Here is a 22,956-nt window from a genome sequence, read left to right as displayed (position 1 = left end):
GTGGAGTTCTCCTTGAGGCATTTAACTCGCTGGCAAGCACAAGAAGGACGGTTTCGCCCGACTTCCCACTCATCGCGACCGAAAAAACGTTCGGTTAACGCGTAAGCCTAACAGGCAAAACCCATATTTGCCGGCCACGGGCCGTCATTCGCAGGGCAACTGCCGCCATCCGCCGAGTTGAGACTTGTTAACCGTAGCAAGAGCGTACGTAGCGCCACGCCGCAGCGGACGCTTGCGAGCTTTCGCAGAAGCGGTCGCGGTAGGCGAGGGGGTTTTCACAACCTCTGCGAACTTGGCGCATATTGGCCTGTTGGTGCCACACTGCAGGGGTAATGGATTCGGCACCCACCCGGCATCAACGCACAGGAACCGGCATGCCCCTGGACTTCGCGATCCCCAATCTGTTCGCCTACCTGATCGCCGCGATCCACGCCCTCGGCATGCTCGCGGCCGTGCATGCCGTGCTGACCGTACGCACCGCCCAGGGTGCCCTGGCCTGGGCCATGTCGCTGTTCTTCATGCCCTACCTGACCCTGCTGCCTTACCTGGTGTTCGGCCGCAGCCGCTTCGATGCCTATATCAAGGCCCGGCGCCACGCCGACAAGCAGATGCACCAGGCCATGGCCGCGCTGAACTGGCGGCCCTGGGTCGACGAAGCCCTGAGTGCCAGCGCCTCGCCGATCTACCAGCAACTGCGCGCCCTGTCCCGGCTGGGCCGGATGCCCTGCCTGGCGAACAATCAGGTGCGGCTGCTGATCGATGGCGAGGCGGCCTTCGCCGCGCTCTTCAGCGCCCTGGCCAGCGCGCGCCGGGTGATCCTGCTGCAGTTCTTCATCGTCCGCGACGACCGGCTCGGCCAGCGCCTGCAAGACCTGCTGCTGGAGCGCGCGGCCGCCGGCGTGCAGGTTTTCGTGCTCTATGACGGCATCGGCAGCCACGCCCTGCCGCGGCATTTCAGCGAGAAAATGCGCAACGGCGGCATCCAGGTCCACGCCTTCACCACCGGCGGCGGGCTGCTCAGCCGCTTCCAGCTGAACTTTCGCAACCACCGCAAGATTGTGGTGGTCGATGGCGAATGCGGCTTTCTCGGCGGGCTCAACATCGGCGACGAATACCTCGGCCACAAGCCGTCGCTTTCGCCCTGGCGCGACACCCATGTTGAAGTGCGCGGGCCGGTGGTCGCCTGCCTGCAGGAGTCCTTCGCCGAAGACTGGTTCTGGGCCACTCGCCAATTGCCGCCGCTGTTGCTGCCCGAGGCCTACCCGGGCGACGGCATGCTCTGCCAGCTGATCGCCAGCGGCCCGGCCGACCCGCAGGAAACCTGCGTGCTGCTGTTCGTCGAGGCGATCAACAGCGCCCGCGAGCGGGTATGGATCACCAGCCCCTACTTCATCCCCGACGAGGCACTGTTCGCCGCCTTGCGCCTGGCCGTGCTGCGCGGCGTCGATGTGCGCATCCTGTTGCCGGCACGGCCGGACCACCGGGTGGTCTATGCCGCGTCCAGCCTGTATGCCTTCGAGGCCTTGCGCGCCGGGGTCAGGATGTTCCGCTACCAGCCGGGCTTCCTGCACCAGAAAGTCATGCTGATCGATCGGGAAGTCGCCAGCGTCGGCAGCGCCAACCTGGACAATCGCTCGTTCCGCCTGAATTTCGAGATCACCCTGCTGACCCTGGATCGGCGCTTCGCCGACGAGGTCGCGCAGATGCTCGAGCGGGACTTCGAGCAATCGCGCGAACTGTTCGCCGGCGACTACAAGAATGTGCATCGCCTGCAACAACTGGCCATGCGCGTGGCACGGCTGATCTCGCCGATCCTCTAACAGCTACCAGGCACCTCGGCCAGCGTCAGCCGGCTGCGCTGCACGCTGTGGACCCGCGAACGGCGCTTCCTCAGCCAGATCACCACGCCGGTGACCGACAGCATGGCCACCGCCAGCCCCAGCAGCGACACCAGAATGCGCCCCGGCAGGCCGAGGATGCGCCCGGAATGCAGCGGGAACTGCGCCTGCATGAAGATATCCCCGGCGCTGCCGCTGCCCGGTATCAAGCTGCCTGCGATGGCGCCGCTCTGACCGTCCAGGTACAGCCAGGGATTGCCCAGGCCGCCATCGCCGTGGTCGTTCTGCGCGGTGTAGAAACCCACGCCGTAGACATCGAACTCCGGCGAATAGAACACCCCGCCGGCGGGTTTCTCCAGGCCCAGGCGACTGGCCTCGACTTGCGCCAGCTGCAACGCTTCGGCCCGGCTGATAGCCGGTACAGGCTGCTCATCGAGGCTGACCGGGGTGCGGCTGGCGAAGGGACTCGGGGTCAGCGGCGAGAACAGCTCGACCAGGGGGCGAGTCACCTGCACGTTGAGGTTCATCGACACCGAGGTCACCGCCAGGATCAGCAGCACGCCCCAGATCCACACGCCGCCGGAACGGTGCAGGTCGAAGTTGAGCTTGTAGCCGCCCTGCCGCCAGCGAAAGGCGAACGACTTGCGCCACACCCGCCAACTGGGAAACGACAGCCACAGGGCGAGGAAGGCATCCAGGCTCCAGACGATGGCGACTATGCCGAACAGCAGAATGCCCAGCTCGATGCCGAAACCGTCGGGGATATGCAGGCTGTAGTGCAGCTTGTAGAGGAACGGCATCAGGTTCTCGCGGCTCAGCGACAGCGCGCCCCACATGCGTCGGCCCTGCTCCTCGCCGGTCACCGGGTCGAGGGCCAGCTGGTTGAAATCCAACTCGTAGGCCTTGCCGGTGGCCGGGTCGACGCGCGGATTGACGCTGACGCCGAAGGCGTGACCCGGCTCGGTATACAGCGGCATAAAGCCGACCTGCAGCCGCGGGTCGCGGGCTTCCAGCTGGGCGGCCAACGCCTCGGGCGACTGCCGCGGCCCGACGCTTTGCGATTCGAACAGCTGCGGATTGAGCCATTCGTCGACCTCGTGATCCCAGGAGATCACCGCCCCGGTCAGGCCGGAGACGAACAGGAACAGCGCGATAAACAGGCCGAACCAACGGTGCAGAACAACAAAGGCGGAACGCATGGGCTTTCTCGTCGGGGTAGGCGGCCATGCCTGCCGCAGCCTTGCGAGCCGCGACAGGCGCCGGTTTGCTAGTAGTTCCAGCTGACTGTCATGCTGGCGTTGCGCGGCGCACCGTAATAGGCCTGGCTCCAGTACAGGCTGGTCAGGTACTTCTCGTCGGTGAGGTTGTTGAGATTGGCCGACACCGTCCAGTTGCGGTCGATCTCGTAGCTGGCCATCAGGTTGACCAGGCCGTAGGCGTCCTGCTCGGCGTTGCCGTTACGCGTCTCGTCCTGCCAGCTCATGCTGGCGCCGACCTTGAGCTGCTCCAGCCCCGGGATGCGATAGGTGGTGGAGGCGCGCAGCATATGTTTCGGCGAGTAGGTGACGGCGTGCTTGTCTTCGGCATCGCGGATATCGACGAAGGTGTAACCGGCAGTGGCCTGCAAGCCTTGCAGCAGTTCGCCGGAGACTTCCACTTCATAGCCTTCGCTGGTGATGCCCTCCTCGCCTTTATAGAAGGTGGTACCCCCGCTCATCCCGGCCACTGAGGCGACGTTATCCTGCTCGGTGCGGAATACCGCCAGGCTCAGGTTGACCTTGTCGTCGAGCAGTTCGGCCTTGATCCCGGCTTCGTAGTTGACCCCTTCGACCGGAGCCAGGCGATTACCGCTGCGGTCCTGCTTGGTCTGTGGGTCGAAGATTTCGGTGTAGCTGGCATAGACCGAGTACTGCTCGTTGAGGTCATAAATCACCCCGGCATAAGGCACCACTTCGTTGTTATACGAGGTGGATTTGCTCTCGCCGTAATTGCTGCCGTCGCTGTCGACATCGACCACCCGCGCGCCGGTGATCAGGCTCAGACTATCGCTCAGGCTCCAGCGCGCGACCCCGTAGACGCTCTGCATACGGTCGGTGAAGTCGCTGCCATTGTTGCCGGCATCGTTCAGCGGCTTGCCGATATTGCCGGTCCACTGTTCCAGCGGCGGCAAGGCGCTACCGGTCGAGGAGTCGTACCAGGAGATATCTTCCAGCTCGGATTTCGACCAGCTGCCGCCCACCACCAGTTCGTGCTCGCGCCCGGCCAGGGCAAAGGGGCCGCTGGCGTAGAGGTCGGCGATCAGCTGCTTGTTGGTGTCCTGGTATTCGGATGGGTAGCTGAACAGGCCCAGGCCGGTGTCGCGGTCCGGGCTGCCGTAGACGTAGAACAGCGAACTGTCGGCCTTCTTCTCGACATGGGTGAGCACTGCCTTGGCCTGCCAGCCATTGGCAAAGCTGTGCGCCAGCTCGGCGAAGCTGCGGTTTTCCTGGACGTCCCAGTAGGCCCAGTCGGCCGAGGTGCTGGTGGAGCGCGAGTAGTCGGTGGCCGAGCCGTCGCTGAAGTTGAGCGGCAGTGCGCCCCACAGCGGGCTATTGGCGTCGCTCTTCTGCAGGGTATGGCCGAGGGTGAACAGAGTGCTGTCAGCCAGATCCACCTCGATCGCCCCGTGGAAGATGTTCTTCTCGCGCGAATAGCGATCCAGGTAGGAGTTCTTGTTTTCGTTGGCGTAGACCATGCGGCCACGCACGTTGCCGGAGTCGGTCAGGGCGCCGGAAACGTCGACGTCGATGCGCCGCCTGTCCCAGGAGCCGGCGGTCAGGTCGATGCGCGCCTGGGGCGCCAGGGTCGGCCGCTTGCGCACGAAGTTGATGGTCGCCGAGGGGTTACCGGTGCCGGACATCAGGCCGTTGGCGCCGCGGATCACCTCGACCCGCTCGAAAATCGCGGTATCCAGGTCGCCCTCGACGTTGCCGTAGACGAAGGGAACGCCGATGCCGTCGTACTGGAAGTTGGTGATGTCGAAGCCGCGGGCGCTGTAGTAGGTGCGGTCGGTCTCGACTTCCTGGACCTGAATCCCGGTGGTGTACTTGAGCGCGTCGTTGACACTGCTCAGCTTGAAGTCCCGCAGTTGCGCGCCGCTGATGGTGGAGATCGACTGCGGGGTCTGCCGTGGGCTCAGTTCCAGCTTGGTCGCCGCGCTGCTGGGCGCGGCCTTGTAGCTGTCGGGCTGGGCATCGTCGCTGCTGCCGACTATGGTCTGCGCCTCGAGTTGCAGGGACTCGCCGGCGGCGGCCAGGGCATGGTTGAAACTACAAGCGGCGGCGACGGCCACGGCCAAGCGGGTCTTTCTGGACGACACGGGACTCTCCCAATGCGAAATATCGAATGCCCTGCAGGATCGTCCTTGCTTGCAGGAGGGTGCTAATCAGCACGTGCATGCCCGGCGACTAATCGCAGAGATGCAAATGCTAATGATTATCTATTGAATTTTCGCAACAGTTTGTCGTCCGCGTCAACGCAATTGAGCTTTATTATCGTTTGATAGTAGTTATCGATAACCTGCGTGACAGCGAGGCAGATAGGAGCCCGCAGATCAGCGCGGCTGCAAGCCGCCGCAATCGGTCGAAACCCAACGCGCATGGCTCTGCACGCTGCTGCTCTGGCCGCCGTAGGTGCCCTTCACCAGGGAGGTGAATTCCTTGTCGCTGAGAAAGCGCGTTTCGCCCTCGCCCTCTCCGTCCGGGCAACTGAAGCGAAACCTCCACAGCTCGGCGCTGCGCTCGGTGATTTCATGGCTGCAACCTGAGTTGGGGTCTTGCAGGGGAATCTCCTGGGCCTTGGTCTGCGCCTCGCTCATGCAGATACGTACGCCCTGGTCGCCCAGTTGTACGCCCTGCTTGGCCAGCATCTGCTCCATCATCTGGCGCTGCTCGGGCGGCAGTTTCTTCAGCTGCTCGAGCATGTGCTGCATGTCCGGCAGCGTCTGGCCGTCGACCCGCACAGTGGTCGAGCTGACTTCCCACAGTCCGGGCTGGATATCCTGCGCAGTGGCCAGCGCGGGCAATAGGCACAGGCCCAGGGACAGGCTTTTCAATACTGAGACGCGCATGGCAAGACTCCATAGGTTCGCTATCGACCCTGCAAGCGTAGGTTGAGTTAGCGACCCAGGCCGGCGTTTGATGAACCCCCGGTGCGCACAGCGCACCCTACGGGGTCACGTTTTCGCGATGGATCTGCAGGTATGCGTCCAGACGCGCCGGGGCCCCGGCCAGCCCAGGCCGATCGCGATCTCTGCCTGCAACCGACACCCAGCTGCCTGACAACGACCAGTGCAGCCGCGCCCCGCGCGCCGCGGCTGCCCGCACTGCCGGGCGTATGCTTCAATGCTTGCCGTACGCGCCCGCCAGGACCCCCAGCATGCAAGTCGAGCTGATCGAAATACGCGACCACCTGAGTCGCTTCGCCCCTTTCGACGGACTGCCGAACGACGTCCTCGACCAGATCGCCCAACAGGTCGAGGTCGGCTACTTCAAGGCCGGCAGCGACATCCTCCTCTACGGCGCGCCTATCCAGGACCTGCACTACATCCGCAGCGGCGCGGTGGAGATCTACCGGCGCAACGGCGAGCTGTACAACCGCCTGGCCGAAGGCGAAGTGTTCGGCCAATTCGGCTTGCTGCGCGGCAAGAAAGTCCGCCTGCCGGCACGGGCGATCGAGGACAGCCTGATCTATTTCATCCCCGGCCAGCTGTTCGAGCAGTTGTGCGAGGCCCATGAAGCCTTCGCCGACTTCGTCGAGGCCGAAGGTCAGTCGCGGCTGAAGTCGGTGGAAGAATCCCAGGGCAATGCCAGCGAACTGATGAAGATCGAGGTGCGCAAGCTGGTCACCCGGCGCACCGTCAGCGTGCCGCTGGGCACCTCGGTACTGGATGCGGCGCGGGTGATGACCGAGCACGGCGTATCTTCTCTGGTGATCCTCGGCCCGCCACCAGGCGCCGCCGGCCACGGCCAGGCGATGGCTGGGATCACCACCGATCGTGACCTGCGCACCCGGGTGCTGGCCGAGGGCCTGGCCCTGGACACCCCGGTCGAGCAGATAATGTCGCCCAACCCGATCACCATCCAGGCCGACGACTCGGTGTTCGAGGCCATGCTGTGCATGTTGCGGCACAACATCCACCACCTGCCGGTGGTGCACCGCCAGCGGCCGATCGGCTTGATCAGCCTGTCCGACATCATCAAATACGAATCGCAGAGCAGTCTGTATCTGGTCAACAGCATCTTCAACCGGCAGTCGGTGACGGAGTTGCAGGCCCTGGTGCCGGACCTGCGCGCCACCTTCCTGCGCCTGGTCAACGAGCAGGCCACCGCGCACATGATCGGCAGCGCCATGTCCGGCATCGGCCGCAGCCTGACCCAGCGCCTGCTGGAGCTGGCCGAGGAAAAGCTCGGGCCGCCGCCGGTGCCCTACTGCTTCATGGTCCTGGGCTCGATGGCGCGCGACGAGCAACTGATCGTCACCGACCAGGACAACGCCCTGGTGCTCGACAACCGCTTCGATCCGCGGGTCCACGATGACTACTTTCTGCAACTCGCCGAGTTCGTCAGCGACGGCCTGGCGGCCTGCGGCTTCACCTATTGCAAGGGCGGGATCATGGCCAGCAACCCCCAGTGGCGCCAGCCGCTACGGGTCTGGCGGGGCTACTTCACCGAGTGGATCGAGCGGCCCAATCCGGAAACCCTGCTCAACAGTTGCATCTTCTTCGACCTGGACAGCATCTACGGCGAGGCCGAGCTGGTCGAGAACCTCAAGGAACTGGTGGCGCACAAGGCCAGCCAGAGCCCGCTGTTTCTCGCCAGCCTGGCGCGCAACGCGCTCAACCGCACCCCGCCGCTGGGCTTCTTCCGCACCTTCGTGATGGAGAAGGACGGTCAGCAGAACAACATCATCAACCTCAAGGGCCGCGGCACTGCACCGCTGACCGACCTGATAAGGGTGCATGCCCTGGCGGCCGGATCCAAGGCACAGAATTCGCTGGAACGCCTGGATGCCATTGCCGCCACCAAGCTGCTCACCGAGGAGGCCATCACCCAGCTGCGCTACGCCCTGGAGTTCCTCTCCATCGTGCGCATCCGCCATCAGGCCATGGACCTGCAGGAAGGCCGCGAGCCGGACAACTACATCGAACCGGAAAAGGTCTCCGCCAGCGACCGGCAGAACCTCAAATCGTCCTTCCAGGTGCTGAGCAATGCGCAGAAATTTCTGCGCTTCCGCTACCCGGGGCAATCGCAGAATATGCCGCTATGAGACGCCACAGCACTGACGCGCCACCCGACTGGCCGGCGCTGTTCGCCCAGCTGGGGCAGGCCGCCCGCGACCCGCGCCTGGCGCGCTTCTACCAGGCCGGCACGGTAAGCGCCGACACCCCCCTGGAACAGGTGCCGCTGCTGGCCCTGGATGTCGAGACCACAGGTCTGGACAGCCGCCGCGACTCGATCGTCAGTCTCGGCCTGGTGCCCTTCAACCTGCGCCGCATTCACTGCCGCGACGCCAACTACTGGGTGGTCAAGCCGATGGGTGAACTGAGCAGCCAGTCGGTCACCTTCCACCACATCACCCACTCGGACGTCCAAAGCGCACCGAGCCTGGACGCTGTACTCGAGCACCTGCTGACGGCCATGGCCGGCAAGATCATGGTGGTGCACTACCGCCCGATCGAACGTGGTTTTCTCGACCAGGCCATGCGCCATTTGCTCGGTGAAGGACTGCAATTCCCGGTGATCGACACCATGCAGCTGGAAGCCCGGCTGCATCCGCGCAAGCGCAGGCCCGGCTGGCTGCGGCAGTTGCTCGACCAGCAGACAGTATCGATCCGCCTGGCCGACAGCCGTCTGCGCTACGGCCTGCCGCTGTACCAGGCCCACCATGCCCTGACCGATGCCCTGGCGACCGCGGAACTGCTGCAGGCACAGAGCGCCACGCACTATCCGGCCAGCACGGCGGTAGGCGATCTGTGGAGTTGAGCGGGTGGTTGCGCACCGCCCACAAAAAACGCGCCCGAAGGCGCGTTCTTGCATTACCTGATAACGGTCAGCGCGGCTCGCTCAGCAGGCCCTTGACGACAGCTATGCAGCCCACCAGCAGGACGATGGTGAACGGCAGACCGGCGGACACCGCCATGGCCTGCAGGGCCACCAGGCCGCCGCCGAGCAACAGGGCGATGGCTACCACCCCTTCCAGAATCGCCCAGAAGGCCCGCTGCGGCACCGGCGCGTTGACCTTGCCGCCGGCGGTGATGGTGTCGATCACCAGGGAGCCGGAGTCCGAGGAGGTGACGAAGAACACGATCACCAGGACGATGCCGATAAAGGAGCTGATCTCGGTCAGCGGCAGCTGGCCGAGCATGGCGAACAGCTTCAGCTCCAGCGCCGCGTCCTGCACCCCGGTGAAGCCATCATTGAAGAGCTGGCCCAGGGCGGTGCCGCCGAAGGCGGTCATCCACAATACCGACACTACTGACGGCACCAGCAGGACGGCGATCAGGAACTCGCGCACCGTGCGACCACGGCTGACCCGGGCGATGAACATGCCGACGAACGGCGACCAGCTGATCCACCAGGCCCAGTAGAAGGCGGTCCAGCCCTGGCTGAAGTTGGCATCTTCACGGCCGAACGGGTTCGACAGGGCCGGCAGATGGGTCAGGTAACTACCCAGGTTGCTGAAGAAGCCGGTGAGGATCGCCAGGGTCGGGCCAACGATGATGATGAACAGCAGCAGCATGGCCGCCAGCACCATGTTGATTTCCGACAGGCGCTTGACCCCCTTGTCCAGGCCGGCCATTACCGAGAGCAGGGCAAGTGCGGTGATACCCGTGACCAACAGCACCATGCTGGTGTTGTTGGCCGTGATGCCGAACAGGTATTCGATGCCGGCCGCCGCCTGCTGCGCGCCGATACCGAGCGAAGTGGCCAGGCCGAACAGGGTGGCCAGCACCGCGAGGATGTCGATCACATGGCCCGGCCAACCCCACACCCGCTCGCCTAGCAGCGGATAGAAGATCGAGCGGATGCTCATCGGCAGACCCTTGTTGAAGGAGAACAGCGCCAGGGCCAGGGCCACAATGGCGTAGATCGCCCAGGGATGCAGACCCCAGTGGAAGATGGTGGCGGCCATGCTCAGGCTGGCGGCCGCTTGGGCATCGCCGGCCGCGGCGCCCAGCGGCGCCCAGTCGGTGCGCACGCCGTTCTCGACGCTGACCCCGCCCATGGCCGAGGAGAAGTGCGACATGGGTTCGGCCACCCCGTAGAACATCAGGCCGATGCCCATGCCGGCGGCGAACAGCATGGCGAACCAGCCGGTGTAGGTGTAATCCGCTGTCGCCTCCTTGCCGCCCAGACGCACCTTGCCCAGGGGCGAGACGATCAGGCCCAGGCACAGCAGCACGAAGATGTTCGCCGAACCGAGGAAGAACCACGCCAGGTTGCTGGTCAGCCAATTGCGCACAGCCGTGAACAGTGGCTCGACCTCGCTCTGCAGGGCCAGGGTCAAGACCACGAACAGCACGGTTAGCAACGCGGAAATGGTGAAGACCTTGCCATGAATGTCGAGGTTGAAGAGATACTTGCCCTTGATGTTGTCCTGGCCGATCACGTAGTCGGTGTCGATCAGGTTGCTCGCCCCACTCGGGGCCGGGATGCTCTCAACGACCGGCGGCAGGGTTGTGCCCTCGGGTGGATAGTTGGCCATCTGCAGTTCTCCTTGCTTCGGTTGACATGCCCACGCGGGCAAACGGCGGATATGTCCAGCTGATAGACAACCGGAGCAATTCCGCTCTTATTACGGAGGTTAACAGCGCGGCATTGTCCGATCGGCACCGAAACCGTCGCGCAGCACTTCAGAAACGTCATCTGCAGGCCCCGGACTTGATCGCTGCACCCGCGCCGTGGTCGCCCTGGGTCGAGAAAGCCCTGACCGCCGGCAATGCCCCGGCCTCCCAACTGCGTGCGCTGTCACGGGTTAAATGCAGGTTGGAATGGAGCGCCTAACCCATCTACGGGGTCGTTTCCTCGCGGCAGACCTGCAGACCGCGCGCCTGGTAATTGGCCAGGGCGCCGGGGTGGTCGAGGCTGCAGGTGTGCACCCAGACGCGCCGGGTGCCCGGCCAGGCCCAGGCGGACTGCAGCGCATGAGTCAGCAGCGGGCCGCCGAAGCCCCGGCCGAGAAACGCCGCGGCCAGGCCGAAGTAGAGGATTTCCACCGCGCCCTCGGCATCGCGCAGCAGCTCGTAGTAGCCGGCGATCGCCCCCTGGTGATAGGCCACCCAGGTGCGGTGATCGGCCTGCTCGACCAGCTCGCGCCACTGCGCCTCGCTCCAGCTCAGCTTGTCCGTCCAGGCCCAGGGCTCGCCGACCAGTTGGTAGAGAAAGCGGTTGAGCTGGAACTGCTTGTGCCTGCATTCGACCACGCTCAAGTCGCCCGGCAGCGGTTTGCCAAGAATCTGCTCGGGGTGCTGCATGTCCAGGTAATAGGTGGTGGTGCTCATCGGTTTCCTGCTCTGTAATCACGAAAATCGGGGAACAGCCCCTGGGCGATGACTGGCACGCCAGTGCGGGCCAAGATAGCCAAACCCACGCCATAAGCAAGGCCCTGTCCCACGACTGGGTTACGTCCAGATGCCCGGAGCTTGAGTGTGCGGCGGCCTGACTCGCAGGGTGCGCCGTGCGCACCAAGAGTCCGCAACCTGCGCTGGTGCGTGCGGCGCACCCTACCCGACTCGACAGAAATCCGAGCCCAGCCCCAATGAACAAAACCCCCATCGGCAAAGCCAAATGGGGGTTTTCCTCTACGACGACCAGGGCTTGTGGCCTTGGGAGCAGACGCGGCCTTAACCGTCGTCCTGGCCTTGATCCACGGAGGATCCAGGGGAGCCCAGCTCACAGCTCCAGAGTTCCAACGCCGGCCGGGTCGCTTGTGGCGGGCCGAGCCAGTCGCTCATCGAGCGACAACGCTGGTTGAAACACAGTTGGTAATCCCCCGCCTCGGGGGTTCGCCCCAAGCGCAGCGGTTGCAGGGGCGCTAGCTGGCGTTGGTAATGCCAGCTGCCCTCACGCAGTTCGGCATCGGCAGGGATTTCCATGCCGGCACCAGACCCCTTGACCCGCGCCTCGCCGAGCAACAAGCCCTCTGGCGTGACGCGGTAATCCTCTTCCCAGCGTATCTTTTCGATCGTGTGCTGCCAGGCCAGGGTGAACCCCGGCACCGGCAGTTCGGCCCACACCGCCCCGGCCAGGCCCATGCACAATCCGATCACGCCAACGTCGCCTGGGCATGCCGTCCACGCCAGAAGTGCTGAGCGAGGAACAGCGCCGCCAGGGCGAAGCCGATCTCATCGCTCATCGGCGTGGCCAGAATCAGGCTGGCACCGGCCGCAAAGCCCAGCGCCCGCTCCCACCAGGCTATCTTGCAGTGCAGGAAGCCGGTGAATACCGCGCCCCAGATACCGATGGCCACGGCCGCCTTGAACAACACATACACGGTGGCCAGCCAGCTATCGCCTTGCAGCATCAGCGCCGGTTCATACACCGCCATAAAGGGGACGACGAAACCGGCGATGGCGATACGTATGGCCCACATGCTGATCTTCAACCCGGTTTCCTTGGCGATCGGCGCGGCCGCGAAGCAGGCCAGCGCCACCGGCGGGGTGAGGTCGGCCATGATGCCGAAGTAAAAGACGAACATGTGCGAGACGATCAGCGGCACGCCCAGCTCCAGCAGCGCCGGCGCGGCAATCGAGCTGGTGATGATGTAGTTGGGAATGGTCGGAATGCCCATGCCCAGCACCAGGCAGGTGAGCATGGTGAGGATCAGCGAAAGGAACAGATTTTCCTGGCCGATGGCCAGGATATAACCGGCGAAGGTCGAGGCCACCCCGGTCAGCGAGACCACGCCGATGATCACCCCGACCAGGGCGCAGGCAATACCCACCGGTACCGCGTGGCGCGCACCCTCGACCAGCGCATGCAGGCAGATCACCAGGGTGTCGCGCCCGCCCCTGATAAACCAGCAGATCGCCACCAGCAGCCCGACCACGCCGAACACCACGCCGATGCCGAGCTGGAAGAAGGCCGCGCAGAGCAGGCCGAGGGCGATCCAGAAGGCCATGCGCAAGGCGAAGGAAGACACCCGCAGGATGATCGCCGAGCCGAGAATGACGATGGCGGTCAGGGCCAGGCCGACCATCCCGGAGAACAGCGGCGTGCGCCCGGAGAACAGCAGGTAGATGAGGATGAACAGCGGGATCAGCAGGTACCAGCGCTCCTTCACCGCCGCCCAGGGATTGGGGCACTGGTCTTTCGGCAGGCCTTTCAGGTTGGCCCGCTTGGCTTCCAGATGAACCATCCAGAACACCGAACCGAAGTACAGCAGCGCCGGGACCAGGGCGGCCTTGGCCACCTCGATGAAGGGCACGTTGATGGTCTCGGCCATGATGAAGGCCACGGCGCCCATGATCGGCGGCATGATCTGGCTGCCCATGCTCGAGGTGGCCTCGACGCCGCCGGCGAATGCCGACTTGTAGCCGAAGCGCTTCATCAACGGAATGGTGAACTGGCCGGTGGTGACCACGTTGGCCACACCGGAACCGGTGATGGTGCCCATCAGCGCCGAAGACACCACCGAGACCTTGGCCGGGCCGCCGAGCTTGTGGCCGAACAGGCCCATGGCGAAGTCGGTGAACAGCTTGATCATGCCCGCCTGTTCGAGGAAAGAGCCGAACAGGATGAACAGGAAGATATAGGTGGCCGACACATAGGTCGGGGTGCCGTAGAAGCCCTCGGTGCCGAAGGCCAGCTGGTTGACGATCTGATCCAGGCCATAGCCGCGGTGGGCCAGATCCCCGGGCAGGTACTGACCGAGCAGGCCGTAGGCGAGGAACAGCCCGCAGATCAGCGGCAGGGCGATGCCCATCACCCGCCGCGCCGCCTCGAACACCAGCACCATCAGCACCAGGCCGACGACCATGTCGGCACTGGTCAGGTCGCCGGAGCGCTGGATCAGGTCCGCCTCGAACACCCACTGGTAGATGGCCGTGCCCATGCCGGCCAGGCCGAGCAGCCAGGCCAGCGGCTGCCAGGGCTTGTGCTTGCCGACCAGCGGAATGCTGAGGAATACCACCATCAGCAGAAAGCCGACATGCACCGCCCGCAGGATCTGGCTGGACACCGGATGAAAGGCCGCCGTGGTGATCTGGAAGATCGAGAACAGCAGCGCCACGTAAAACAGCGCTTTCGGCCAATCGCCCGGACCTGCCGCAAGGCCGTGATTTTGTTCAGTCATGGAGCTTATGCCCTCTTTCTTTACAACGTCGATAAGGCGCCAGAGTCGCCAACAAAACTTACGGATAAGCCCGGGCGCTCGAAGCTCCCTGTCGTAGGAGCGGCTTCAGCCGCGAAGCTTTGGCTGTGCCGCGAAGAATTCGCGGCTGAAGCCGCTCCTACCTATGGCGAAGTCACCGGATGGGTTATCACCTGGGCGCCCCCATCCTTCGACCGGGGTCGGATTTACAGGGCGCCGACTTCCTTGTAGAAACGCTCGGCACCCGGATGCAGCGGGATCGGCAGGTTCTTCGCCGCGCTTTCCAGCTTGATGTCCTTGGCCGCGGAATGGGCGTTGCCCAGGCGCTCGAGGTTGTCGAACATCAGCTTGGTCATCTGGTAGGCCACTTCCTCGGACACCTCTTCATGGCTGACCAGGATGTTCTGGATCGCCACTGTCGCGATGTCGACGTCCTGACCGTCGTAGGTGCCGGCTGGAATCATGGCTGGCTGATAGGCCGCATTGCCGATCTTGGCGGTGACCTCAGCCGGTACCGCGACAAAGTTGATCGGCAGGGTGGCGGCCAGATCGCGGATCGCCGCCATGCCCAGACCCGAGGATTGCAGGGTGGCATCCAGCTGACGATTCTTGATCAGCTCGACCGACTCGGCGTACGGCAGGAACTCGACCTTGCCCATGTCCTCATAGCTCAGACCCGCCGCGGCGAAGATCGCCCGAGCATTCAGCTCGGTGCCCGACTTGGGCGCGCCGACCGAGATGCGCTTGCCCTTGAGGTCGGCCAGGCTGTTGATCCCGGCTTCCTTGTTGGCAACGATCTGGATGTAGTTCGGGTAGGTGCCGGCGATGGCGCGCAGCTTCTTCAGCGGCGCCTTGAAGCCGGCGTCTTCCACGCCATTCCAGGCATCGGCCACCGAATCGCCAAGGGCCAGGGCCAGTTCGCCACGGCCGCTCTGCAGCAGGTTGAGGTTTTCCACCGAGGCCTTGGTCGCCTGCACCGAGGTTTTCGCGCCGTCGATGCCGGTGCTGTATAGCTGCGACAGGCCCACACCGATCGGGTAGTAGACCCCGCTGGTGCCGCCGGTGAGGATGTTGATGAAGGTCGGCGCGGCAAATGCCGCAGTGCTGGCCGTCAGGGCCGCGGCAGCGGCGAGCAGGCTGAAACGCTTGGTCAATCGCATGGAGTATCTCCGTCGTTGTTATGGCTTTATGCAGCGCTTTTTCACTGTAGACGATGCACGACCCGCCGCAGCGGATAGGCAGGTCCGAGGTTCGATCAGACTGGACGAAAGTGGCGAATGCCCGCACCTGGCCGAGGCCTGGCACGCAAGAGGCGGCATAGCGGAGCTGGGCGAGACAGGCTCGCGGGGGAAATATGGCAGTTCATAGGCTCACCTCTGGTCTTTCTTATAATCGCCGACGCAACCAACGCGTGCGGCGTAACAGAGCTATAGCAGATGCCGTGCCAAGGGCTGAAAAGCCCGTTCTAGAACACTTGGTTTGAATGCCTCAGGGCGTAATGAGCGAAATAGCGCCTACTATCGAATGGCAACAGGCGTAAATCCGCCGACGCCGTCGATTCGTAGCCTGGATAAGCGCAGCGCAATCCGGGATTGCCGTCATGCCCGCGAGGCGCACCTGCAGCCCAATTCGTCGCCTGTTCGAGCGCTCCCGGATTGCGCCGGGGCTTATTCGGGCTACGTTCCGCTGTGCAGGCTTGCCTCGGAGATTGTGAAAATATCGAGCGCCGTAGCGATCGCAGTAGGCGAGAGTTTTTCACACCCTCTCAGTCTTCGTCGCCACTGCCGGCCGGGCGATAGCTGCTGCGCTGCAGGCCGTGGCGCTGCATCTTCTCGTTGAGGGTGCGCCGCGGCAGCTGCAACAGCGCCATGACCTCGGCGATATTGCCCTGGCAGTGTTGCAGGGCGCGGTGCAGGCATTGCGCCTCGAAGGTTTCCATCTGCTCGGCGAGGGACTGCGCCGGCAACTCGCCCGCGCTGTCGACCGGGGCACTCAGGCCCAGGGCATGGCGCTCGGCGGCGTTGATCAGCTCGCGCACATTGCCCGGCCAGTCGTGACCGAGCAGCCGCGCCAGTTCGGCCGGCGGCAGCGGCGGCATGTCCCGGCCGTGGCGCTCGGCGGCCTCGCGGGCGAAGTGCTCGAACAGCAGGGGAATGTCCTCGCGGCGTTCGCGCAGTGGCGGAATGCGCAGGCTGGCGACGTTCAGCCGGTAGTACAGATCCTCGCGGAAACGCCCGGCGCGCACCTCATCGAGCAGGTCCGGCTTGACCGCGCTGATCACCCGCAGGTCGACCTGGATGCTGCGGTTGGAACCGAGCCGCTCCAGGGTCCGTTCCTGCAGCACGCGCAGCAGCTTGACCTGTTGTGCCAGCGGCAGGCTTTCCACCTCGTCGAGGAACAGGGTGCCGCCGTCGGCGTGTTCGATGCGGCCGATGCGCTTGCCCTGGGCGCCGGTGAAGGCGCCGCTTTCGTGGCCGAACAGTTCGCTCTCGAACAGCTGTTCCGGGATCGCCGCACAGTTGAGGGCGACGAAGGGTTTGCCGGCGCGCGGACTGAAATCATGCAGGCAACGGGCGACCCGCTCCTTGCCGCTGCCGGTGTCGCCGCGAATCAGGATATTCACCGAGGTCCCGGCCAGCTCGAGGATCTGCCGACGCAGGTTTTCCATCGGTCGCGAGACGCCGAGCAGCTGCGCCTCGATATGGTCCTTGAGGGCGAACTGCTGGCGCAGCTGGCGGTTCTCGCAGACCAGTCGGCGCTTGTCCAGGGCGCGGCGCACGCTGTCGAGCAGGCGCTCGGGGGTGAAGGGCTTCTCGATAAAGTCGTAGGCGCCCTGACGCAGCGCCTGCACCGCCATGGGCACGTCGCCGTGGCCGGTGACCAGGATCACCGGCAGGTCGCGATCGAGCTCCAGCAGCTTGTCCAGCAGTTGCAAACCGTCGGTGCCGGGCATGCGCACATCGCTGATCACCACCCCGGGGAAATCCCGGTCGACCAGCGCCAGGGCCTGGACCGCGCTGGCACAGGTCTGCACCTGCAGGCCGGACAGCTCCAGCCACTGCTGCACCGCCTCGCGAATCGCCGACTCGTCATCGACCACAATCACCTGACCGCTCATAGCACCTCCTCACTCGACGGCCGCAGTGTAGGGTGGGTTAGCGCCGCAAAACCAGCCGTTTGCATACAACCCGGTGCTTGGCGCGGCGCGTAACCCGCCAGGTTCTGCTAACGCGGTGTTAGCCCTGCTGGGTTACGCGGCGCTCGAATGTCGTTGTTTTTACCTGTGTTGCGCCGCGCCGCTAACCCTCCCTACGGATTCGGCGCCACCGGCAAGCTGAGGGTAAAGACTGCGCCCTCCGGGCCATTGCATGCCTCCAGGCTGCCGCCCAGCTCGCGGACGATACCGTAGGACACCGCCAGCCCCAGGCCCAGGCCCTGACCCACAGGTTTGGTGGTGTAGAAGGGTTCGAAGATATGCGCTAGGTCTTCGCCGGCGATGCCCCCGCCGCTGTCCGCCACGCTCAGCAGGCACTGCCCGCCCTGGCGGCGGATCGTCACCTCGAGCACCCGCGGCTCGACCCCGGCCATGGCATCCAGGGCATTGTGCAAGAGGTTGAGGAGCACCTGCTCGAGCCGAATGGCGTCGCCCATCACCTGCACGTTCGCATCTATTTCGCTGCGCAACTCCACCTGTTCGCTGCGCAGACGTGGCGCCAGCAATTGCAGCGCCTGTTCCAGCACATCGCCCAGGCGCAAGCGTTCGCTGAGGCCGGCCGGGCTCTTGCGGGCGAAGGTCTTCAGGTGCCCGGTGAGCCCGGCCATGCGTTGCAGCAGGCCATCGATGCGGCGCAAGCCTTCGTGCACGTCGGCCTGGCGTCCGCTGTCGAGCAGCAGGCGCAGACTGCCCAGTTGCATCTGCATGGCGGTCAGCGGCTGGTTGATTTCATGGGCCATGGCCGCCGACATCTGCCCCAGGGCGGCCATCTTCGCCGCGTGCACCAGGCCGTCCTGGGCCTCGCGCAACTCGGCGGTGCGCAGCGCCACCTCGCGTTCCAGGCGCTCGCGGATGCCCGCCTGCAGGCGCTGGTTCTTGCGCCGCTGGGCGAGAAACAGCAGCAGAAACGCCAGGGTCATCCACACCCCGGCGGCCGCCAGGCGGTAGCTGCGCACGCTGTCGACCAGCGCCTGCGGCTCGACTAGCAGGTGCAGGGTCCAGTCTTCCTCGGGCAGCGTCAGGCGTTGCCAGAGGTAGTCGCGGCGACCGTCCGGGCCATCGACCCGGCGCCATTCGCTGTCCTCGCCGATGCGCCGGCGCAGCTCGCTGGACAGCGGTTGCAGCGCCTGCTCGGCGTACTTGCGCACCTCCACCAGCTCGCCGCGTGCCTCTTCGCTCAGTGCATGCAGGGTGAGGAAGCGCCAGGCCGGGCGGCTGCTGAGAATCACCACCGAGTAGCTGTCGGCCACCAGCAACACCCCGGACTGCCCGGCCCACTCGCGCTGCAAGGCCTCCAGTTCGAGCTTGACCACCAGCACACCGAGCACCACGCCGTCGGCGTCGCGTACCACATGGGAGAGGAAATAGCCGGGAATCCCGGTGGTCACGCCCACCGCGAAATAGCGCCCGGAAGACTGGCGCACGGCATCCTGAAAATACGGGCGGAAGGCGTAGTTGTTGCCGACGAAGCTGCTCCAGTCGCGCCAGTTGCTCGCCACCAGGGTCTCGCCCCGGTTGTCGAGCAGATAGAGCACGGTGGAACCGGCCGCGGCATTCAACTGCTCCAGGCGCTGATTGAGTTTTTCGCGCAGCAGGCGATCGTTCGGCGCCTGCAGCAGCGACTTGATATCGCTGTCCAGCGCCAGCACCTCGGGAACCGAGCGGAAGCGCTCGACCAGGGTATGAATCGACTGGGCATAGAGCTGCAACTGGCCACGCGCCTCGACGCTGCGCTCCTGCCAGGCGCGCTGCTCGGCATAACGGCCGGCCAGCCACATGCTGGCGAGCAGGCCGAGGAGGATCAGCAGCACGATCAGGATGACGCGGTAACGCGGGAAGAAAGCGGGCATGCGCGGCTCGCAGCAAGGCAGTCCCGGCATGGTAAGGCAAAGCGGCACCTGGCGCTGCCGATCGATCCCCTGACCAGCCTTCAGGCCGGCTGGCGCGGTCGCGCAGCAAACTGGGGCACTCAAGGATCAAGACCGTAGGATGGCGTTGAGCGCAGCGATACCCATCACCGCGTTGCAGGGTGGACCAGGGACGATGCGCTTCAGCGGTACAGGTCGGCGCGGGTCCAGGGCAGGTCGTGGCTGCCATCGGCGTGCGGCTTGACCGCGAGGATCTGGTGCAGGCTCATCCAGCCGTGGGCGAAACCGTAGGCGCAGCCGGCCAGGTACAGGCGCCAGATGCGCAGGGCCTGCTCGGGCACCAGCTGCGCGGCCTTGTCCAGCTGGGTTTCCAGGCGTGCGCTCCAGTGCTCCAGGGTGCGCGCGTAGTGCAGGCGCAGGTTTTCCACGTCGACCACTTCCAGGCCGGCATCGCTGAGCTGGGTGGTCATGGTCGCCAGGTGCGGCAGTTCGCCATGGGGGAACACATAGCGGCCGATGAACTCACCGCCGCCGCGCGCGACCGGACGGCCGTCGGTGTGTTTCGCGGTGATGCCATGGTTCATCACCAGGCCGCCGCTCTTCACCGCGCCGAACAGGCGCTGGCAATACAGCGGCAGGTTGGCGTGGCCGACGTGCTCGAACATGCCGACGCTGACCACCTTGTCGAAGCGCCCGTCCTGCGGCAGGTCGCGGTAGTCCAGCAGTTCCAGCTGCACCTGCGCCGCCAGCCCCTGGTCCGCGACCCGTTGCCGGGCCAGTTGCAGCTGCGCCTGGCTGAGGGTGATGCCATACACCTCGACGCCGAATTCACGCGCGGCGAAGCGCGCCAGCCCGCCCCAGCCGCAGCCGACATCGAGCAGGCGCTCGCCCGGCTGCAGGCGCAGCTTGCGGCACAGGTGGCGCAGCTTGGCCTGCTGGGCCTGCTCGAGGTCTTCGCTGCCGGTCTCGAAATAGGCACAGGAATAGACCATCTCGCGGTCCAGCCAGAGCGCATAGAAGTCGTTGGACAGGTCGTAGTGGTAGCTGATGGCCGCCGCGTCGGTGGCCTTGTCGTGGGCGCTACGCGGCTGCTCGGTAACTGGCTCATCGTCGAGCAGCGCCTGGCTGAGGGCATCGCCGAGCTCGATCACCGCGCCGATCGGCCCCTCCAGCTCCAGCCGCCCCTCGACATAGGCGCCGCCCAGGGCAGCCAGGCTAGGATGGGCCAGTTGCGCCACCAGACTCGGGTCCTTGACCACCATGGTGACCCGCGGCTCGGGCCCCAGATCGATTTGCTTGCCGTCCCACAGCCGTAGCCGCAGCGGCAGTTGCAGATCACGCAGGGTAGGTGGCAGATACGCGAGCATAGGAACCTCCAGCTGAGCAAAATCACTGAAAGACTAGTTCAAGTGACTCGCTTGTCAGGCTATCGGTTCCATAGAAGATGGCTATCCGCCATGCCGCTGCAACAGGCCGTCGCAGAGCCACTGACGCAGCCAGGTCGCGGCTTGCAGCGGTGCGTTGTCGCCCAGCCCACTCAACTGCGCGCAGAGTTCGGCGAAGTTCCAGCCGGCCACGGCCATGCCGTGCAGGGCCGCGGCCTCGTCGGCTTCCAGGCTGCGGTACTGGCTGATCAGGCCATGGCGCCAGATCAGGCAGACCTGCGCCTGCTCCAGGGCCGTGCTACCAGGGAAGGCGACCTGCGCCTTGTTCGCGCGCCAGAGCGCCAGGCTGTTGTAACGGCAGAGCTGCCATTGCACGCTGGGCAGCAGGCGCACCTGCAGGTTCGGCCAGTCTTCGGCGGGCAGACTGGCCATCTGCGCCAGGGTCAGGGGTTCAGCCTCGGCCGCGTCGAAGGCCAGGCCGAACGCCCACTCCAGCCGCGCCAGTTCGCCGAGCGGGGCCGCCTGTGCCGGCACCAGATGGGCATCGATGAAGTTCGCCAACTCGGCGCCCAGCCAGCGCAGGCTGAAGTGTCGCGAGGGGTGCGCGGCGATATAGGCGCCGGCCAGGGCGTCGAACTCCGCGTCGCCGAGCCAGCCGTGCACGGCCGGGTAATCGCCGCGCAAGGCTTCCAGCAGGCGTGCACGGTAGGCGTTGTGGTAGATCGCCAGCCCCTGTTCGACCGCCAGCGCCGGACTGCCGAGCAGGCTGGCGCGCAACGCCGGGTTGGGCGTCGGCTCGCTGCCGAGCAGGTAGGCCTCCAGTTCGCGCTGCCAATCGTTCAGGCGCATGGCTGGTACTCCTGCAGGGCCACGGCGGCTAAGGTGCGCGCCTGCTCCAGTTCACTGAGTAGCTCGTCCAACACCGGGTAGTGGTCGTCACGCTCGAGCAGGGTGGCCACCGGGCCGAGGTGGCGCAGGGTGCGCTGATAGAGCTGCCAGACCGGATCGCTGACCGGCTGATCGTGGGTGTCGATCAGGTAGCTGCCGTAATCGCTGTGCCCGGCCAGGTGCAGTTGGCGGATCCGCTGCCGGGGCAGGCCGCTGATGAAGTCCCAGGGCTCGAAGCCATGGTTGCGCGCGCTGACGTAGACGTTGTTGACGTCGAGCAGCAGCTCGCAGCCGCTGAGTTCGCTGAGCGCGGCGAGAAACTGCCATTCGCTGAATTGATCGTCGGCGCTGCGCAGGTAACTGGAGACGTTCTCCAGCACCAGCGGCCGTTCGAGCACGTCCTGCACCTGGCGCACCCGCGCGGCGACGTGCTGCAGGCTTTCCTCGGTGTAGGGCAGCGGCAACAGGTCGTGCAACTGGTGGGCGTTGCCGCGGCTCCAGCACAGGTGATCGGAGATCCACGCCGGCTGCACCCGCTGCGCCAGCTGCTTGAGCCGGCGCAGGTAGTCGCGATCCAGCTCGTGCGGACCGCCGATCGACAGCGACACGCCATGCATCACCAGCGGGTAGTGTTCGCCGATGGCGTCCAGGTAATAAAGCGGCTTGCCGCCCTCGACCAGGTAGTTTTCCGAGATCACCTCGAACCAGTCGACGGCCGGGCGCTGCTCGAGAATCGCCTGGTAATAGGGAGTGCGCAGGCCCAGGCCAAAGCCCAGGCAGGATGATTCGGCGGACATGCCAGACTCCTTGAACAACCGCGTGAGCGGAGTGGCCGTAATCCGGCCACCCCGTGTGCCGTTACTCGCCGACAGTACCCTTGGCCGCATTGCACTCGGCCAGGGTCATGCTCTTGAAGCCCTGGCCCTTGCAGGCACCTTGGCCCTTGCAGCTGTTGTTCGCGGTCTTGCAGTCGTTCTGACCCTTGCAGCCGTTGACGCCATAGCAATGCACCTTGGCTTCTTCGGCCACGGCAACGGTGCTGGTCAGGCCGGCAAACAGGGTAGCGGCGGCAAATGCCAGGGCAGCACCGGTAGCCATAGTCTTGGTAGTCATGGGGTAATCCTCGAATAGTCTGGGAGTGCCGGTCGCCGCAAGGTTTTGCAGGCCGGCATTCAACTAGAGCGAGGACAGGTGCTGGCGTTACAGGGCGGGCTGAAATTTCTTGCCGATTGGCTTCGCCACAACAACGGCGATGCCGTGCCCGGGAGCCGGCACAGCCAGACCATCGGCGGGATACTCGCGGTGATCCGCAGCATCGCCGAGCAGACCAACCTGCTGGCCCTGAATGCCGCCATCGAGGCGGCGCGGGCCGGCGACAACGGCCGCGGCTTCGCCGTGGTGGCCGACGAGGT

General features: G+C 65.1%; 17 protein-coding genes and 1 pseudogene. 4 read left to right on the top strand and 14 right to left on the bottom strand.

What is annotated here, in order from left to right:
- Nucleotides 1–374 precede the first annotated feature (374 nt).
- Entirely contained in the window at nt 375–1,820 is a 1,446-nt protein-coding gene (gene cls, locus ABZE94_RS05175; protein WP_372874459.1) for a cardiolipin synthase, read from the top strand.
- Here the strand turns inward: cls and ABZE94_RS05170 are convergent.
- The 3 genes from ABZE94_RS05170 to ABZE94_RS05160 all read right to left on the bottom strand — a co-directional run bounded on the left by ABZE94_RS05170 (nt 1,817) and on the right by ABZE94_RS05160 (nt 5,946).
- Nucleotides 1,817–3,037: a PepSY-associated TM helix domain-containing protein gene (locus tag ABZE94_RS05170; RefSeq protein WP_372874458.1), complete on the bottom strand. Its 1,221-nt coding sequence runs from the start codon at nt 3,035–3,037 to the stop codon at nt 1,817–1,819. The two genes, cls and ABZE94_RS05170, sit on opposite strands and share 4 nt — an antisense overlap.
- A 68-nt stretch (nt 3,038–3,105) precedes the next feature.
- The gene (locus ABZE94_RS05165) at nt 3,106–5,196 is read right to left on the bottom strand and encodes a TonB-dependent siderophore receptor (protein WP_372874457.1); all 2,091 of its coding nucleotides are present in this window, start codon (nt 5,194–5,196) and stop codon (nt 3,106–3,108) included.
- A gap of 234 nt (nt 5,197–5,430) precedes the next feature.
- Nucleotides 5,431–5,946, bottom strand: coding sequence for a DUF3617 domain-containing protein (locus ABZE94_RS05160; protein WP_372874456.1), 516 nt, complete (start codon nt 5,944–5,946; stop codon nt 5,431–5,433).
- Nucleotides 5,947–6,254: 308 nt separating this feature from the next.
- Here ABZE94_RS05160 and ABZE94_RS05155 point away from each other — a divergent pair, with 308 nt between their 5' ends.
- Together ABZE94_RS05155 and ABZE94_RS05150 are read left to right on the top strand one after the other, a co-directional pair.
- Nucleotides 6,255–8,144 (top strand): DUF294 nucleotidyltransferase-like domain-containing protein, encoded by a 1,890-nt coding sequence (locus ABZE94_RS05155; RefSeq protein WP_372874455.1) that lies wholly within the window; start codon nt 6,255–6,257, stop codon nt 8,142–8,144.
- Nucleotides 8,141–8,860, top strand: a complete 720-nt coding sequence (locus tag ABZE94_RS05150; RefSeq protein WP_372874454.1) for a 3'-5' exonuclease — start codon at nt 8,141–8,143, stop codon at nt 8,858–8,860. The genes ABZE94_RS05155 and ABZE94_RS05150 overlap by 4 nt, the downstream gene beginning before the upstream one ends.
- A gap of 67 nt (nt 8,861–8,927) precedes the next feature.
- Here the strand turns inward: ABZE94_RS05150 and ABZE94_RS05145 are convergent, their stop codons facing one another.
- From ABZE94_RS05145 to ABZE94_RS05095, 11 genes are all read right to left on the bottom strand, one after another.
- On the bottom strand, nt 8,928–10,583 hold the full coding sequence (locus ABZE94_RS05145) for a BCCT family transporter (protein WP_372874453.1): 1,656 nt from the start codon (nt 10,581–10,583) through the stop codon (nt 8,928–8,930).
- A 304-nt stretch (nt 10,584–10,887) separates the two neighbouring features.
- The gene (locus tag ABZE94_RS05140; RefSeq protein WP_372874452.1) at nt 10,888–11,379 is read right to left on the bottom strand and encodes a GNAT family N-acetyltransferase; all 492 of its coding nucleotides are present in this window, start codon (nt 11,377–11,379) and stop codon (nt 10,888–10,890) included.
- Nucleotides 11,380–11,721: 342 nt separating this feature from the next.
- Nucleotides 11,722–12,147 (bottom strand): DUF1850 domain-containing protein, encoded by a 426-nt coding sequence (locus ABZE94_RS05135; protein WP_372874451.1) that lies wholly within the window; start codon nt 12,145–12,147, stop codon nt 11,722–11,724.
- On the bottom strand, nt 12,144–14,171 hold the full coding sequence (locus ABZE94_RS05130; RefSeq protein ID WP_372874450.1) for a TRAP transporter permease: 2,028 nt from the start codon (nt 14,169–14,171) through the stop codon (nt 12,144–12,146). The genes ABZE94_RS05135 and ABZE94_RS05130 overlap by 4 nt, the downstream gene beginning before the upstream one ends.
- Nucleotides 14,172–14,395: 224 nt before the next feature.
- The gene (locus ABZE94_RS05125; RefSeq protein ID WP_372874449.1) at nt 14,396–15,349 is read right to left on the bottom strand and encodes a TAXI family TRAP transporter solute-binding subunit; all 954 of its coding nucleotides are present in this window, start codon (nt 15,347–15,349) and stop codon (nt 14,396–14,398) included.
- Between the two features lie 605 nt (nt 15,350–15,954).
- The gene (locus ABZE94_RS05120) at nt 15,955–17,307 is read right to left on the bottom strand and encodes a sigma-54-dependent transcriptional regulator (RefSeq protein ID WP_372874448.1); all 1,353 of its coding nucleotides are present in this window, start codon (nt 17,305–17,307) and stop codon (nt 15,955–15,957) included.
- A gap of 191 nt (nt 17,308–17,498) precedes the next feature.
- A complete protein-coding gene (locus tag ABZE94_RS05115) occupies nt 17,499–19,253 on the bottom strand; it encodes an ATP-binding protein (protein ID WP_372874447.1) in 1,755 nt (584 codons plus the stop codon).
- Nucleotides 19,254–19,453: 200 nt separating this feature from the next.
- On the bottom strand, nt 19,454–20,638 hold the full coding sequence (gene cfaB, locus ABZE94_RS05110) for a C17 cyclopropane fatty acid synthase CfaB (RefSeq protein WP_372874446.1): 1,185 nt from the start codon (nt 20,636–20,638) through the stop codon (nt 19,454–19,456).
- Nucleotides 20,639–20,719: 81 nt separating this feature from the next.
- On the bottom strand, nt 20,720–21,505 hold the full coding sequence (locus tag ABZE94_RS05105) for a putative DNA-binding domain-containing protein (RefSeq protein ID WP_372874445.1): 786 nt from the start codon (nt 21,503–21,505) through the stop codon (nt 20,720–20,722).
- Nucleotides 21,496–22,341: a DUF692 domain-containing protein gene (locus ABZE94_RS05100; RefSeq protein WP_372874444.1), complete on the bottom strand. Its 846-nt coding sequence runs from the start codon at nt 22,339–22,341 to the stop codon at nt 21,496–21,498. The genes ABZE94_RS05105 and ABZE94_RS05100 overlap by 10 nt, the downstream gene beginning before the upstream one ends.
- A 61-nt stretch (nt 22,342–22,402) precedes the next feature.
- Entirely contained in the window at nt 22,403–22,657 is a 255-nt protein-coding gene (locus ABZE94_RS05095; protein ID WP_318962813.1) for a hypothetical protein, read from the bottom strand.
- A gap of 162 nt (nt 22,658–22,819) precedes the next feature.
- Here ABZE94_RS05095 and ABZE94_RS05090 point away from each other — a divergent pair.
- Nucleotides 22,820–22,956: pseudogene (locus tag ABZE94_RS05090) on the top strand (methyl-accepting chemotaxis protein); the annotation flags it as partial.

The sequence above is a fragment of the Pseudomonas sp. genome, from assembly GCF_041601375.1.
In the GTDB taxonomy this organism is placed as follows: domain Bacteria; phylum Pseudomonadota; class Gammaproteobacteria; order Pseudomonadales; family Pseudomonadaceae; genus Aquipseudomonas.
This window is presented reverse-complemented; position numbering and strand designations above follow the sequence as displayed.

Bases quoted from the DNA above. Each gene is read 5' to 3' on its own strand.
- ABZE94_RS05125 (WP_372874449.1), bottom strand. From the start codon at position 15,349: ATGCGATTGACCAAGCGTTTCAGCCTGCTCGCCGCTGCCGCGGCCCTG.
- ABZE94_RS05155 (WP_372874455.1), top strand. From the start codon at position 6,255: ATGCAAGTCGAGCTGATCGAAATACGCGACCACCTGAGTCGCTTCGCC.
- cfaB (WP_372874446.1), bottom strand. From the start codon at position 20,638: ATGCTCGCGTATCTGCCACCTACCCTGCGTGATCTGCAACTGCCGCTG.
- ABZE94_RS05140 (WP_372874452.1), bottom strand. From the start codon at position 11,379: ATGAGCACCACCACCTATTACCTGGACATGCAGCACCCCGAGCAGATT.
- cls (WP_372874459.1), top strand. From the start codon at position 375: ATGCCCCTGGACTTCGCGATCCCCAATCTGTTCGCCTACCTGATCGCC.
- ABZE94_RS05170 (WP_372874458.1), bottom strand. From the start codon at position 3,037: ATGCGTTCCGCCTTTGTTGTTCTGCACCGTTGGTTCGGCCTGTTTATC.
- ABZE94_RS05145 (WP_372874453.1), bottom strand. From the start codon at position 10,583: ATGGCCAACTATCCACCCGAGGGCACAACCCTGCCGCCGGTCGTTGAG.
- ABZE94_RS05115 (WP_372874447.1), bottom strand. From the start codon at position 19,253: ATGCCCGCTTTCTTCCCGCGTTACCGCGTCATCCTGATCGTGCTGCTG.
- ABZE94_RS05160 (WP_372874456.1), bottom strand. From the start codon at position 5,946: ATGCGCGTCTCAGTATTGAAAAGCCTGTCCCTGGGCCTGTGCCTATTG.
- ABZE94_RS05130 (WP_372874450.1), bottom strand. From the start codon at position 14,171: ATGACTGAACAAAATCACGGCCTTGCGGCAGGTCCGGGCGATTGGCCG.
- ABZE94_RS05105 (WP_372874445.1), bottom strand. From the start codon at position 21,505: ATGCGCCTGAACGATTGGCAGCGCGAACTGGAGGCCTACCTGCTCGGC.
- ABZE94_RS05150 (WP_372874454.1), top strand. From the start codon at position 8,141: ATGAGACGCCACAGCACTGACGCGCCACCCGACTGGCCGGCGCTGTTC.
- ABZE94_RS05100 (WP_372874444.1), bottom strand. From the start codon at position 22,341: ATGTCCGCCGAATCATCCTGCCTGGGCTTTGGCCTGGGCCTGCGCACT.
- ABZE94_RS05095 (WP_318962813.1), bottom strand. From the start codon at position 22,657: ATGACTACCAAGACTATGGCTACCGGTGCTGCCCTGGCATTTGCCGCC.
- ABZE94_RS05120 (WP_372874448.1), bottom strand. From the start codon at position 17,307: ATGAGCGGTCAGGTGATTGTGGTCGATGACGAGTCGGCGATTCGCGAG.